The sequence below is a fragment of the Flavobacterium sp. LAR06 genome (genome assembly GCF_041946075.1).
GTDB lineage: Bacteria > Bacteroidota > Bacteroidia > Flavobacteriales > Flavobacteriaceae > Flavobacterium.
Genome location: NZ_JAUTYT010000006.1, coordinates 104876 through 119231, shown reverse-complemented (window position 1 = coordinate 119231; position 14356 = coordinate 104876). Strand labels below are relative to the sequence as shown.

The following is a 14356-nucleotide window of genomic DNA, read 5'->3' as shown; positions in this document are numbered from 1 at the left end:
GATATTTAATTACATTTGTGGCAATCCAAATTTTTCAAATGAAGCTTAAATTACTTTTGTTATTTCTTTTTATATCGACTTTATCCTATTCGCAGTATACTTTAATTCCTGATCAAAATTTTGAATGGTACTTAATCAGCAGAGGTTATGATAGTGGTGAAGTCGACGGAAAAGTATTTACTTCAAATATAAATAAAATTACAAAATTAGATTTTTCATCTAATGGCGCCCAAAATTTTATTGCAAGCCTGAAAGGAATTGAAGATTTTACTGCATTAACTGAATTAAATTGCTCTGACAGCAGTTTTTTAACAAGCATAGACATTTCAAAAAATGTAGCTTTGACTAAATTAACTTGCTCATCTAATAGATTAACAAGTTTAGATGTTTCTAAGAACATAGCTTTAGTCGAATTAAATTGTTCTTTTAATTCTATACCTAGTTTAGATCTTACAAAAAATACTGCTTTAAAAACATTATGGGCTAACTACAATTCATTAACTAGTGTGGATATCTCTAAATGTACTTTATTAGAAACAGTATCAGTAAGTACTAATTTATTAACAACTTTAGATGTTTCTAATGCATTAAACTTAAACTTGTTAAGTTGTGGCGACAATCAATTGACTGTTATAGATGTTACAAAAAACACTTCGCTATCTATTTTTACTTGTGGAATAAATAAACTTTCAAGTTTAAATATCTCAAAAAATACAAATCTTAAATCATTTTCCTGCGAAGAGAATAATTTGAGTAGTCTAGATTTCAGCACTAATACTAAATTAGAGTATGTTCGATGCTTAAAAAATAATTTAGTTAGTTTAGACTTCTCTAACAATCCCGTACTTTATGACATTCATTGTTCCTATAATCAGCTAACTAATTTAAATATTTCTAAAAACTCAAAATTATATTCTGTAATATGCAATAATAATAATTTGACTGCTCTGGAAACATCATCGAATCCTGATTTAAATTTTTTAAACTGCGAGTACAATGAAATAAAAAGTATAGATGTTTCCAAAAACAACAATTTAGGCCTGCTACGATGTAATAATAATCAATTAACCACATTGGACCTTAGAAGTAATGTAAGTTGGACCTGGTGGGGTGATTATAACAGCTGGATAAATAATCCGGATTTAAAATGCATCAATGTTCCAAATGCCTACTTTTTTGGTTATTATTGGGATGGGAGAAAAGATATTACCGCCACTTATATTGACGACATACCTCCAAAATTTGAATCAGCTACGCAAACTATTTGCTCTAAACAGAATCCTATATTAAGTGATATAATAGTCACAGGATATGGCATAAAATGGTTTAATTCAGAAACCTCCAACATTGAACTTCCATTAAATACTCCATTAATTGAAGGAAAAACTTATTATGCCATGAATACAGCGGGGAATTGTGAAGGACCAAAATCTTCTGTCACAATCACACTAAAAATAACGGCTTCTCCTACAGTAGTTTCACCCCAAAATTTATGTAATACTGTAAATCCAACCTTAGCCAATTTAGAAGTTACTGGAAACAACATTAAGTGGTACAATAATCTTGTTGGAGGGAATTCTATTCCGGTAACAACGCCTTTAGAAACTGGTATTTTATATTATGTATCACAAAGCTCAAACGGTTGTGAAAGTGAAAGAATAGCTGTATTTGCGAATCTTTTAAATACTGAAAAGCCAATACATACTTCTCCTCAAGCCTTCTGCATTCAACAAAATGCGACTTTAGCTGATATTGAAATCAATGGGCAAAATATAAAATGGTACAATACTCAAACAGCTGGAAACTTGTTAGCAAATACAACAATTTTGCAAAACGGAATAACTTATTATGCCACACAAACTATAAACGGCTGCGAAAGCGAAAGAACTCCTGTAACAATAAACATTCAAAATACACCTCCTCCAACAGGAAATGCTAATCAACCCTTTTGTTCAGCACAAAATCCAACAATTGCAAACCTCGATATTACAGGAAACTCAATAAAATGGTATGATGCCTCAAATGGAAGTTCTTTGTTAGCAGAAACTACAACTCTAGCTGATGGAAAAACCTATTATGCTTCGCAAACTGTCAATACTTGCGAAAGCCCGAGATTTGGAATAACTGTTTCAATTGTCAATACACCATCTGCCCCTTTATTATCTGGACAAACAGAATTCTGTAAAACTGAGAACGCAACACTAAACAACATTCAAATAACAGGACAGAATCTAAAATGGTACGATACCAGTTTTTCTGCTGCTGTTTTGCCTAATACTACTTTACTACAAGACAATAAAACATACTATGTCTCGCAAACTGTAGGATGTGAAAGCGACAGAACTCCAATTTTGGTTCGCGTTTATGATACGGCATTACCAACGGGAAGTACTTCTAAACAATTTTGTATTGATGAAAACGCAACACTTGCTTCTATTGGTATTATTGGAACTAATCTTAAATGGTACGATTCCGCAGTAAATGGATCTACTCTTCCTGAAACAACTTTATTGCAAAACGCCACTTATTACGCTACACAAACAGAAAACAACTGCGAAAGTAAAAGACTGGCTGTAACAGTAAAAATACAAGACACCCAACCTCCAGGTGCTGCTTCATCACAAAGGTTCTGTATTCAAAAAAAGACGACAATAGATGACATTGCTATTACCGGAGAAAATATAAAGTGGTTCGAAAGTGTTTCTTCTGATGTTAGTTTATCTGAATCCACTCTGCTTGAAAACGGAATCACTTATTATGCTTCTCAAACAATAAACAGTTGCGAAAGCGATAGAATTCCGATTACAATTCAAATTCTTGAAGCGACAACTGGGGACTGCATTAATTTTGTAGATGAACTTCCTTACCCAAAATACTTCACCCCTAACAATGATACATTTCACGACACCTGGACTATAGATTTTGCTTATTTAGCCCCTAATACAGGAATTCGAATATTTGATCGCTACGGAAAATTCATTAAAGAACTTCATAAGGATACGGCTTGGAACGGAAATTATTTAGGATCTCAAGAACCAGCGGCAGATTATTGGTTTACCGTTACAAGATTAAACGGAACTGAATTTAGAGGACATTTTAGTTTGAAACGATAAGAATATATAAATAAAAACGCCCTTAAAACTAAGGGCGTTCTTATTGTTACTTTTACTTCGTTTGAACCAATAGCCAATTTGAAATTTCTTCTAATGCAATTGGAGAAAATGTCTGTTCAATTGTTTTATATTCAGTTGGTAAACCTGTTTGACATTCCTGAAATAGGTGATTCAAATTAGGCAATACTTTTGTGGTTACTTTTTTATTGCCACTATCTAGAAGTGTCTTTTTAATAGCCTCCAGATTAACTTCAGCAGGAACTTGTAAATCTTTGCTTCCATTCAATGCTAAAACAGGGCATTTTACCTTTTCCAAAAAGGGAACCGGATCCAGTTTTATAAAATTATACCACCACGTATTTGTAACCTGTGCTGTAAGTAATTCCACATCAGTATCCTTTGAAGGATCATTATATTGTGTTTTTAAATAACTACTGATATTATTTTTTAAGTTTCCATCATTTACAGTAGAGGCAATAATAAGATCGTAGGCACCTTTAAAGATTTCTTTCTCTTTTTGAATTTCAACTTCAGGCATTCCGCTTTGTCTTTTTATCAATTCATTTTGCAAAAGCAATATTTTATCGCCACGAAGTCCTGGTCCGGCCAGTAAAATAATAAAATTAATATCCTTTGAGTTTCCAGCAACTATTGGAGCTATTAAACCACCTTCGCTATGACCAATTAGTCCAATTTTCTTTTTATTGATTTCATTTCGTGTTTTTAAATAATCTACTCCCGCTTGTATATCACTAGCAAAATCTAAGGTGGTTGATGCACTAAAATCACCTGTAGATTCGCCTACTCCACGATCATCCAAACGCAAAACTGCAATTCCTTTTTTAGTCAAATAATCAGATAAAACTAAAAAGGGCTTATGTCCCAGCACTTCTTCGTCTCTATTTTGCGCACTGCTCCCTGTAATTAATATTACAGCCGTAAAATTTCCTTCTTTTTTAGGGAGTGATAATGTTCCAGCCAAAGTAATATTAGCCGTTTTATTGACAAATTTTACATCTTCAGTATAATACGGATATGGTTTTTTAGGTTCCTGAGGTCTTGCATAAACTTGTTCTGAAATATTTTCTTTGGATAAATTCACGTCAAAAGATTGTCCATTTTGAGTAAGTTTTCCAACAATGATATTGTCTTTATTTAATATCCCTGTATATGAACCATTAATTGCAGGAATTTCTAATTTTAAAATAGAATTTTCAAAAGTTGTTGTGGCAACAGGAATTCCCTTCGCCTTTTGATCTGGACTATCCATAGTAGAAACATATCCCGTTTCCGTTTTACCAATATTGGCTACAATTCTTAACTGAGCACCTGGAACTTTTAAAAGACCATTCCATTGTCCTGCAATTTCTTGCCCTATCACGAAAGAAGATGTTAAAATTGTTATTATTATAAGTATTGCTTTTTTCATTTGATTTAAAAATTATGGAATAAAATTAAATTGATTTTTTATCTCTTTTTTGAATTTCTTTAAACTTGATAAAAGAATAAAGTACAGGAAAAAGTACCATAATAATTATAACAAAAACAAAAGCATTAGCAAATGTCGTACTCATAAGCAATCCTCCCAATAGCAGAAGTAATCCTCCAACAACCCAAAGCTTACCAGCAAATAAATGTGTGGCTTTCCATACTTCACTATTTTCCAACGTCCAGGGTGTACGTATTCCAAGAAAATAATTTGGTTGAATTACTTTAAAATAATTCCCCAGAATCACAAAGAAAGTACCCATTAATGCAAAAACCAGATTCGGATTATTTATTGACCTTTCTTTGGTAGTATAAAGAATGAGCAAAGCAATCAGAGACATGAAAAGAACTAAAATAAATTTCAATTGGTAAAATTTTCCTCCCATTAAAGAAATCCTGTTCTTAGGATCTATTCTTGGAATAAAAGTCATTAGCACATATATTAAAACTGGCAATAAAAATAATATGGTAATAAGCGAAAACTTATCTCCCCACCTATCAATTTCTCCCTTATAATTCCAATGTACGGGAACTTTTTCAGGAAGATTGTTCCAAATAATAGCTAAATAGACAAAAGGAGTAAGAACAATTCCAATTAGTGGAAGTTCTTTTTTCAATTCTAAATTCATTTTTTATTTTTTAAAGGTTAGTATCCATTGCAAAACATCTTCCATAATGGTGGTATTAATGGAGTAAATGATGAATTGCCCATTTTTTTCAGAAGTAATTAAATCGGCACGTTTTAAAATATCTAAGTGATGCGAGATACTTGGTTTGGAAATATTAAAAGCATCAGCAATTTCTCCGGCAGATAAGTCCTTCTCTTTTAAAAGCTCCAGAATCTCTCTTCGGGTGGCGTCATTTAATGCTTTAAAAATATCGTTCATCATTTATATATTTAGACAAATATCTAAATACTTTTTCGATCCACAAAAAAAATGGGCAACAATTTAAATTGTTGCCCATTTTATAAGGGTTTAAGAATCTATTTTTAAAACTGATGTACTTTCTTAGAAATCACTAAAAACGAAACTAGTGAAATTAAAGCAGCGGCAGTTAAATAAAAGCCTACATGACTTAATCCGTATGTACTAGCAAGCCAGATTGCGATCATTGGTGCAAATGCCGCACCTAAAATTCCTGCTAAATTAAAAGTCAAAGAAGCACCTGAATAACGAACTGTGGTAGGAAACAACTCAGACAAGAAAGTTCCTAATGGCCCATAAGTGAATCCCATCAAAGACATTCCCATACAAACAAAAGCGGTTACCAAAACTGCATTTCCTGAATTAAGAAAGTACGAAAAGAAAAATCCAAAGATAGCAATGGCAGCGGTAGTGATAATTAATATTTTTCGACGACCGATTTTATCTGCAACCAAAGCTGAAATTGGAATAAAAAAGGCAAAAAACAGTACTGAAAGTAACTGGATTAACAAAGCATCTCTTTTAGTAAAACCTAAGTCAGAAGTCGCCCAACTCAATGTAAAAACAGTCATTAAATAAAAAACCAAAAAGGTAGTTACAGCTGATAATGTCCCGAAAATTAATTGATTTTTGTATGATTTCAACAAAGTTAAAAACGGAATTCTAACTTCTTTCTGTTCTTCTTTAGAATTTTCGAAAGCAGGAGTTTCACTAATTTTTAGACGAATATAAAATCCAACAACAACCAAAAGAGAACTTGCTATAAATGGAATTCTCCATCCATAATCCATAAAGGCTTCACTGGTCATACTATCAGTTAATATTAAAAAAGTACCCCCGGAAAGTAACAATCCGATTGGCGCTCCCAATTGCGGAAACATTCCGTACCAGGCACGTTTATGTGGTGGTGCATTTTCAATTGCCAATAAAACAGCTCCTCCCCACTCTCCTCCTAGACCAACTCCTTGTCCAAATCGGCATAACATCAATAAAATGGGTGCAGCGATTCCGATACTGGCATATCCAGGTAAAAAACCAATTGCAATTGTGGATAATCCCATCGTTAATAATGCCACAACTAATGTGACTTTACGACCAATTTTATCTCCATAATGACCAAACACAGCTGACCCCAAAGGTCTGGCAAGAAAGGCTATCGAAAATGTAGCCAAAGATTCCAATGTGGAATTTGTACTACTAGCTCCGGGAAAAAATAGTTGTGGAAAAACCAATACAGCGGCATTGGCATAGATATAAAAATCAAAAAATTCAATTGTGGTTCCAATTAACGAACCAAAAAGAACATGTCGAAGAGAGTTCTCCTGATTTGGGTTATTTTTCATTGTGGTTGATATAGTTTTTTTTTAAAATTCTAGTGTAAAAATGAATTGACTCGTTACTTACACAAAACATTTATCTGCAAAAATATAGTTTCATTATTAAAAACACACATTTACAAACAACAGTTTACTATTACTCTCAGAATTTTAACAAAAAAATCAAATCTGTTGTTTTAATACCTGCTAAATAATCTTGCACACATCCAGGTTCAAAACCTAACTTAAAACTCTGATTACAAATATTTTAAATTAAAAACTAAAAATCAAATCTTAAGCATTCGTTAAAAACACTTTTAAGTACATATTTTCATTAAATTTACAGCTATCAAAAATAAATCGAAAATTATGCCCACCGACTGTATCAGCTACCAAAACTCAGGATATTTCTCTAAATTGATACAAGATTATTTAGATCAAAAACCCGAATTAAACTCCTTTTACAATCATTTTCCAACACTGGAAAATTTTGAAAAACAAATAACTGAAAAACAGGCCAATTTTGACAATGCAAATCGAATTCCTTTAGTCGAAACACTAAAAAAGCAATATCAAAATATCGAAATATCAGATGCAACTAAGCAAAATATCGAGCTATTAGCACATCAAAATACTTTTACCATCACTACTGGGCATCAGTTAAACTTATTTAGCGGCCCTCTTTATTTCTTATATAAAATCATTTCTACTATTAATTTGACGAAAGAATTAAAGTCGAAATATCCAACGCATAATTTTGTTCCCATTTATTGGATGGCAACCGAGGATCACGATTTTGAAGAAATAAATTATTTTAATTTCAAGGGGAAGAAATTTCGCTGGAACAAAGAAAGTACAGGTCCGGTTGGCAGACTTTCAACAGAAGGATTAGCTGAATTTTTCGAAATTTATTCTCTGGAATTAGGATCCAGCACAAACGCGAATGTTCTTAAAAACCTATTTGAAGAAGCCTATTTAAAACACGAAAATTTAGGAGATGCTACTCGTTTTTTAGCTGATAAATTATTTGCTAATTATGGCTTAGTTATTTTAGATGCTGATGACGCCGATTTAAAACGTGCTTTTATTCCTTTTGTAAAAGAAGAATTAGAACAACAAACTTCATTCAAAGCTGTCCAGGAAACCATTTCAAAATTTAGAGATTACACCGTTCAGGTAAATCCACGCGAAATCAATTTGTTTTATATCGAAGATGATTTGAGAGAAAGAATCATTTTTGAAAATGATAAATACTACGTAAACAATACTAAAATCTCTTTTTCTAAAGAAGAAATTTTCAAATTATTAGAAAGTAATCCGGAGAAATTCAGTCCAAATGTAATTATGCGTCCATTGTATCAGGAAATCATTCTGCCTAATTTATGTTACATTGGCGGAGGCGGAGAAATTGCGTATTGGCTGGAATTAAAATCATTTTTTGAAGCTGTAAACATTACTTTTCCTATGCTTTTAGTTCGTAATTCAGTGCTTTTGAACACGGAAAAACAAGCCAAAAAAGCTGATAAATTAGAATTAAGCTGGGCCGATTTATTTACAAAACCTGCGAATTTAGTGAATGCAATTACGCATAAATTATCTGCTTTTTCAATTGATTTAACTCCTCAAAAAGAAACATTAGAAAAGCAATTTGAATATCTTTATCAACTCGCGCAACAAACGGATAAATCATTTACCGGAGCTGTAAAAGCGCAGGAAGTAAAACAGAAAAAAGGATTAGAAAATCTTGAAAAAAGATTATTGAAAGCACAAAAACGAAAACTGGACAACGAATTACAGCGTGTTATTGATCTACAATGTGAACTTTTCCCAAATCAAAGTTTACAGGAACGTCAGACTAATTTTTCGGAGTTTTATCTAGAAAAAGGAGAACAATTAATTCCTCTTTTAATTCAAAAATTAAAACCATTAGAAACGAACTTTAATATTATAACGATATAAATACGAATAAACAATAAAGTAATAATCATCAGAATAAATAACCACCTCTTCTGAAGTTATTGCCTCTCTAAACCAAATAGTAACTTTTAAAAAACAAAAATTAATCTATTACCAAAAACTATGACCAGAGAGCGCTTGATTTCACTAGATGTCTTCAGAGGATTAACTATTTTATTAATGACTATTGTAAACAACCCCGGAGATTGGGGCAATGTTTTCCCACCACTTTTACATGCCGAATGGCACGGCTGCACGCCAACCGATTTAGTATTTCCGTTTTTTATCTTTATTATGGGAGTTGCCGTTCCTTTGGCAATGCCGGATAAAATTTATGACGGAACCACTTTCAATAAAATACTGGTTCGTTCCTTACGAATGCTCTGCCTTGGAATATTTTTTAATTTCTTTGCCAAAATACAGCTTTTCAGTCTTGATGGAATTCCGCTTTTAGTTGGTCGTTTAGCTATTACTATTGCTGTTGGTTATGCCTTAATGGGTAGTTTTAGTTCGAAAGTCAAAAACATTCTGGCCTTTTCAATTCTAATTATGTATATCGTTTTAGCTTATAGCGGTATCGAAGCCTATCACGATGTACGTCTTCCGGGAGTTTTGCAACGAATTGCAATTGTATATTTTGTAGTTTCCCTTTTATATTTAAAAACCACTCAAAAAATACAAATCATAACGGGAGTTGTTTTGTTGTTGGGTTATTGGGCAGTAATGACCTTAATTCCGGTTCCCGGAATTGGAGCTGCAAATCTTGAAAAAGGAACTAATTTAGCATCTTGGTTAGACAGCATTTTATTAAAAGGGCATATGTATCACGGAACTGTGACTTGGGATCCTGAAGGTATTTTAAGTACTATTCCGTCAATTGTAAACGGAATTATCGGTTTATTAATTGGTCAGATATTATTACGCGAAATAGGTAAAACCAAAAAAGCTCAAAATATGGCTACGATAGGCGTGGCACTTATTATTGGCGGATTACTTTGGAATATTGTTTTCCCAATTAACAAATCACTTTGGACAAGCAGTTACGTTTTGTACACTACTGGTTTAGCGACTACATTTTTAGCAATATTATATTATGTAATTGACATAGCCGATTATAAAAAAGGGTTCAAACTTTTTTTAATCTGGGGAGTAAACCCAATGATTGTCTTTTTTGCCTCGCAAATTATTCCGCAGGCATTAGTGATGATCGAATTCCAAAATCCTCATAGTCCATCAGAAAAAATCAATCTTTTGAATTATTTATACAGCTTCGGAATTGTACCATTTTTCAGCAATCCAATGACCGCTTCTTTAACCGGGGCACTGGTTTATGTTGCAATCTGGACCTTTATATTGTGGATATTCTACAAAAAGAAATTGATTTTCAAAGTTTAAAAAATCATTTGCCCACATACGATATAATAAGTAGAGACGCACAGCAGTGCGTCTTTTCATTTAAAATAATACCCACTATATCAATATTTTACAACTTACCACTGACTTTTTACAATTTTCTTTGCCATAACATCATTTCACGATGTTTTAATTATGAATTTATTAAAATCAATTCATAAAAAAAGTATACTTTTGCACAAAATTAAAAATAAGCAATAAAATGGCAACAAATAGAACTTTTACAATGATTAAACCAGATGCTGTTGCAAACGGACACATCGGGAACATCTTAGCAATGATTACTAACGGAGGTTTCAAAATCGTTTCATTAAAATTAACTCAATTAACTGTAGCTGACGCTCAGGCATTTTATGCTGTACACGCTGCAAGACCTTTCTACGGAGAATTAGTTGAATTTATGTCACGCGGACCAATTGTTGCTGCTATTTTAGAAAAAGATAACGCAGTAGAAGATTTCAGAACTTTAATTGGAGCTACAAATCCAGCTGAAGCTGCTGAAGGAACTATTCGTAAAGCATACGCAACTTCTATTGGAGAAAATGCAGTTCACGGTTCTGATAGTGACGAAAACGCTGCTATCGAAGGTGCTTTCCACTTTGCTGGAAGAGAGCAATTCTAATTTTAGCCTCCATCTCAGTGACAGTTTTTAGTCACAGAAACACATAAAAAAATCCTGTTTGTAAAACAAACAGGATTTTTTTATTTCCAATTTACTTAAATAATTCAGAACTTTCTTCTGTAAAAGTAGATTCTTTTACTCCCAGATCGATTAGTTTATCTTTCAAAATTGACTTTAACTGATCAAAATTACTATGATAAAAACTAGAAATACTACCTACCCTTTTTCCATTTTTAAGAATAAAAAGAGATTCATAAACACTTCCCTTTGCTGATTCAAATAATATTATAAAACCATCTAACGTGCTAAAATCATAACTTTCGGACTTTCCTACTCCAAAATAATGTTTTACAATTATAGTATTACCATCAATTTCAACCTTATGCGCTCTGGTCCTAAAGACTGTCAGCCAAAAAAAGACAATAAAACCCAATAACATAAAAGGTAAAATCATACTTGTTTCAGAAGAAATAGCTGCAAGATAAACAACTAAAAGTGGTAATACAGTAATAAAAGAAATTAGAAAAATGGCAAGAAAATTAAATTTAGACTTTACACTCATAATAACACAAAATTGATTACCTCAAAACAACATCCTTCACCACTTCACGCCCCAGCTCCTCATTAATCATTTTAACAATTTTAGATTTTCCGTGACTTAATTCTTCTCTTAAAACAGCAGATCCAAGTTCAACATAAAGCGTACTTCCCTTCAAAACAACGTTCTTAGTATACGTGTTTACACCATTCCCCATCAGCTGTCTCCACGCTTCTTTTACATCAATCTGATCCATACCAGGCTGTAATTTATTCACCTGAATAATCTGGTTCAAAACATCCCCAATCGTACTCTGACTATTTAGTCTCTTTGCCATCTTTTAAAATATTTAGTGGTGCTGCTTTTTTATAATGATATTCCTTTTGTTGCTCGTTTTTAACAACAAACTCTTTGTCTGAAACTGAAATTAATTCCTCGCTCCACTTCGCATAATCTGTTTTATAATCCAAAAAAGTTCCTTTATCCGTAAATCGAACCGAAACATTTTCGAATGTATTTGTGGTCAAAAAAGTACCGTCAAGCTGTGCCATAACCTTTGTTCTGGTTCCTTTAGTTCCTTTAATCTGAAAAAAATCAAAGTTCTCATTCATTCCGTAATCTTTTACTTCTCCTTCCTCAAAAACTACTTTTTCAATTTCCCAATAACCATTCAATTTAACAATATCTTCCGGTTTAATTTGCTCTTTGCAGCTTACAAACAAAAGCGACAAAATCAAAATCATAAAAATGTTTTTCATATAATACTATTTATAAGGAGCTATTTCCTGCTGTCCTTCCAATTTTTTGTGGTGAACCCCACCACAAAAAGGATTTTCCCTCCCATCAGGGCTAGGGCACCTATTTTCAAGAGAAATTTCGTGAACTACAAAGTTAACTTTATATCATTCAAAAGAAATAAAAAAACACAAAACCCATTAAACTATTTTACATATTTTTGGTCAAACCCCTAACCAACACCAAAAAACCATGATCAAAAACATTTGTAAAATCCTGATTCTCTTATTGTGTGCAAGCTGCAGCAAAGAAGATAATAATTCGACACCTACTCCAACACAAAGTATGTATTTTCCACCCTTAACAGGAAATACTTGGGAAACGGTATCAATCTCCGATCTAAAATGGAATCAAAATGCAGTTCAGCCACTTTTAGATTATCTCGAACTGAAAAATTCTAAATCTTTTATTATCCTTGTGAATGGTCGAATCGTTTTAGAAAACTATTTCAATCAACATGATGCAACGAAAAATTGGTATTGGGCAAGTGCGGGTAAAACATTGACTTCAACCATGACAGGAATTGCACAACAAGAAGGTTTACTGAATATTAATAATAAAGTCTCACAATATATCGGAATGGGCTGGACAAGTGAAACACTTGCAAAAGAAAACCTTATTACCTGCAAACATTTATTAACAATGACATCCGGATTAGATGACAGCACAGATGATGTAGAGCCAGTCAACCTTATCTACAAAGCCGATGCAGGAACACGCTGGGCCTATCATAATGTGTACGTAAAATTACAGGATGTCGTCGCAAAAGCAAGCGGTCAAACCTGGGAGAATTACTTCAACACCAAATTAAGAGACAAAATAGGAATGAATGGTAATTGGGTACAACTTGGTGTAAACAGCGTTTATACCAGCAACTCCAGAAGCATGGCACGTTTCGGTCTATTAATGCTCAATAAAGGAAAATGGGAAAGTAATCAAATTTTAAACGAAACCTATTTTAACGAAGCCACTACAACTTCACAAAATATTAATTTAGGTTATGGTTATTTATGGTGGTTAAACGGGAAAACTTCTTATCATTTACCACAATCACAACTTACTTTTCCAGGAAGCGTGATTCCAACCGCACCAAATGATACATTTATGGCTTTAGGCAAAAATGATCAAAAAATATATGTTGTACCCAGCAAAAATATGGTCATCATCAGAATGGGAGATGCAGCTGACGGAGAAAACTTAGCATTATCTGATTTTGATGAAACTTTATGGAAGAAAATTACCGCCTTGTATCAGTAACTAATACTTCAGGCACGGTAAAAGATATTACATAAATAACACCCGCTTAAAATGCTAAAAAAGAGGAAGTCTCAAAACTAAAACAAGTTTTTGAGGATTGTAAATTTGAGACCTGCGCTCCGATAGGAGTCCTAGTAAAAAACAGAAAAAGAGGCTGTTTCACGAGTTGTGAGACGGCTTCTTTTTTTTTATCAATTCATTTTAAAATAAAAAATGCGTTTTCTCACACTTTTTAATTTATAAAACAATAGCTTATTATAATACTACAATACCTTTTAGCAGTCATTAAACAACAAGAAAAAGACAACTTTTACCCCGATTTATACACAATTAAAATCAATTAACAAATAGAACTAAACTTCCTTATCTTCTTAAAAGACACACAAACAGCAAAATACAGAAAAGAAGGAAAAAACGACAATTAATAATGGAAATAAAAGTACTTTTTCTTGTTATAGCATTAACAACTTTATGTATTACCAAAAACAAAAAAGATCATTTTAGCCTGAAGAAGGAAATAAACTACAATCAGCTTAACAAACAAATTGATCACCAAAATGATCCTTCACCATTAGATTCTATAAAGCAAATATTTTTAAACACTATATTCTGAAAAGAATTTCCTACAAAAATCATCTCCTCAAAATTATTAAAAAACCAATATTCAGACTATAAGGATATTGAATTGACTTACAAGAATGTCAGCAAAAAAAATCGGAGCTATCCGATTTGAGTGGTATTGCGAAAATGCTCTTAACAAACCCGCAAGCGGAAAATTCTTTTTTATAAAAGGAAAATCTGAAGGGACTACACACTTAGCTATAAACGCCAGGCAAACCAGATCACAATTTTGGGGAAGCTTTTCAACAGATCTAAAAGTATTATCTCAGCGCGAGCTTATTTTGTAGCATTTTCAGACGGATCAACATGGA

General features: G+C 32.7%; 13 protein-coding genes. 6 read left to right on the top strand and 7 right to left on the bottom strand.

The features are described from left to right. Positions 1-38 precede the first annotated feature (38 nt). Positions 39-3113 (top strand): T9SS type B sorting domain-containing protein, encoded by a 3075-nt coding sequence (locus Q7C23_RS10355; RefSeq protein WP_375032449.1) that lies wholly within the window; start codon positions 39-41, stop codon positions 3111-3113. A gap of 52 nt (positions 3114-3165) precedes the next feature. Here Q7C23_RS10355 and Q7C23_RS10350 read toward each other — a convergent pair whose 3' ends face one another. The 4 genes from Q7C23_RS10350 to Q7C23_RS10335 form a co-directional block, all read right to left on the bottom strand. Continuing rightward, positions 3166-4542, bottom strand: a complete 1377-nt coding sequence (locus Q7C23_RS10350; RefSeq protein WP_375032448.1) for an alpha/beta hydrolase family protein — start codon at positions 4540-4542, stop codon at positions 3166-3168. A 25-nt stretch (positions 4543-4567) separates the two neighbouring features. Beyond that, complete coding sequence (locus tag Q7C23_RS10345; protein WP_375032447.1) at positions 4568-5218, bottom strand: SdpI family protein; 651 nt, start codon at positions 5216-5218, stop codon at positions 4568-4570. Positions 5219-5233: 15 nt separating this feature from the next. Beyond that, the gene (locus Q7C23_RS10340; RefSeq protein ID WP_026984867.1) at positions 5234-5488 is read right to left on the bottom strand and encodes an autorepressor SdpR family transcription factor; all 255 of its coding nucleotides are present in this window, start codon (positions 5486-5488) and stop codon (positions 5234-5236) included. Between the two features lie 104 nt (positions 5489-5592). After that, the gene (locus Q7C23_RS10335) at positions 5593-6870 is read right to left on the bottom strand and encodes an MFS transporter (RefSeq protein ID WP_375032446.1); all 1278 of its coding nucleotides are present in this window, start codon (positions 6868-6870) and stop codon (positions 5593-5595) included. A gap of 342 nt (positions 6871-7212) precedes the next feature. Here Q7C23_RS10335 and bshC point away from each other — a divergent pair, with 342 nt between their 5' ends. The 3 genes from bshC to Q7C23_RS10320 all read left to right on the top strand — a co-directional run bounded on the left by bshC (position 7213) and on the right by Q7C23_RS10320 (position 10834). Further along, positions 7213-8802 (top strand): bacillithiol biosynthesis cysteine-adding enzyme BshC, encoded by a 1590-nt coding sequence (gene bshC / locus Q7C23_RS10330; protein WP_375032445.1) that lies wholly within the window; start codon positions 7213-7215, stop codon positions 8800-8802. A gap of 120 nt (positions 8803-8922) precedes the next feature. Then, on the top strand, positions 8923-10194 hold the full coding sequence (locus Q7C23_RS10325) for an acyltransferase family protein (RefSeq protein ID WP_375032444.1): 1272 nt from the start codon (positions 8923-8925) through the stop codon (positions 10192-10194). A 220-nt stretch (positions 10195-10414) separates the two neighbouring features. After that, the gene (locus Q7C23_RS10320) at positions 10415-10834 is read left to right on the top strand and encodes a nucleoside-diphosphate kinase (protein WP_026984871.1); all 420 of its coding nucleotides are present in this window, start codon (positions 10415-10417) and stop codon (positions 10832-10834) included. A gap of 91 nt (positions 10835-10925) precedes the next feature. Here Q7C23_RS10320 and Q7C23_RS10315 read toward each other — a convergent pair whose 3' ends face one another. The 3 genes from Q7C23_RS10315 to Q7C23_RS10305 are packed head-to-tail and all read right to left on the bottom strand — an operon-like array spanning position 10926 to position 12130. After that, positions 10926-11396, bottom strand: coding sequence for a hypothetical protein (locus Q7C23_RS10315; RefSeq protein WP_375032443.1), 471 nt, complete (start codon positions 11394-11396; stop codon positions 10926-10928). A gap of 16 nt (positions 11397-11412) precedes the next feature. Next, positions 11413-11709: a DUF721 domain-containing protein gene (locus Q7C23_RS10310; protein WP_375032442.1), complete on the bottom strand. Its 297-nt coding sequence runs from the start codon at positions 11707-11709 to the stop codon at positions 11413-11415. Then, positions 11690-12130: a hypothetical protein gene (locus tag Q7C23_RS10305; RefSeq protein ID WP_375032441.1), complete on the bottom strand. Its 441-nt coding sequence runs from the start codon at positions 12128-12130 to the stop codon at positions 11690-11692. Before Q7C23_RS10305 ends, Q7C23_RS10310 begins: the two co-directional genes overlap by 20 nt. A gap of 229 nt (positions 12131-12359) precedes the next feature. On the opposite strand from Q7C23_RS10305, the gene Q7C23_RS10300 reads away from it, so the two are divergent. Next, the gene (locus Q7C23_RS10300) at positions 12360-13424 is read left to right on the top strand and encodes a serine hydrolase domain-containing protein (protein ID WP_375032440.1); all 1065 of its coding nucleotides are present in this window, start codon (positions 12360-12362) and stop codon (positions 13422-13424) included. 698 nt (positions 13425-14122) lie between these two features. Next, positions 14123-14332 carry a hypothetical protein gene (locus Q7C23_RS10295; protein WP_375032439.1) on the top strand — a complete coding sequence of 70 codons (210 nt, stop codon included), beginning with the start codon at positions 14123-14125 and terminating at the stop codon, positions 14330-14332. Positions 14333-14356: the final 24 nt, after the last annotated feature.

Coding starts and splice junctions, on each gene's coding strand:
- Q7C23_RS10355 (WP_375032449.1), top strand. CDS start 39: ATGAAGCTTAAATTACTTTTGTTATTTCTTTTTATATCGACTTTATCC.
- Q7C23_RS10340 (WP_026984867.1), bottom strand. CDS start 5,488: ATGAACGATATTTTTAAAGCATTAAATGACGCCACCCGAAGAGAGATT.
- Q7C23_RS10305 (WP_375032441.1), bottom strand. CDS start 12,130: ATGAAAAACATTTTTATGATTTTGATTTTGTCGCTTTTGTTTGTAAGC.
- Q7C23_RS10300 (WP_375032440.1), top strand. CDS start 12,360: ATGATCAAAAACATTTGTAAAATCCTGATTCTCTTATTGTGTGCAAGC.
- Q7C23_RS10320 (WP_026984871.1), top strand. CDS start 10,415: ATGGCAACAAATAGAACTTTTACAATGATTAAACCAGATGCTGTTGCA.
- Q7C23_RS10335 (WP_375032446.1), bottom strand. CDS start 6,870: ATGAAAAATAACCCAAATCAGGAGAACTCTCTTCGACATGTTCTTTTT.
- Q7C23_RS10295 (WP_375032439.1), top strand. CDS start 14,123: ATGTCAGCAAAAAAAATCGGAGCTATCCGATTTGAGTGGTATTGCGAA.
- Q7C23_RS10310 (WP_375032442.1), bottom strand. CDS start 11,709: ATGGCAAAGAGACTAAATAGTCAGAGTACGATTGGGGATGTTTTGAAC.
- bshC (WP_375032445.1), top strand. CDS start 7,213: ATGCCCACCGACTGTATCAGCTACCAAAACTCAGGATATTTCTCTAAA.
- Q7C23_RS10325 (WP_375032444.1), top strand. CDS start 8,923: ATGACCAGAGAGCGCTTGATTTCACTAGATGTCTTCAGAGGATTAACT.
- Q7C23_RS10315 (WP_375032443.1), bottom strand. CDS start 11,396: ATGAGTGTAAAGTCTAAATTTAATTTTCTTGCCATTTTTCTAATTTCT.
- Q7C23_RS10350 (WP_375032448.1), bottom strand. CDS start 4,542: ATGAAAAAAGCAATACTTATAATAATAACAATTTTAACATCTTCTTTC.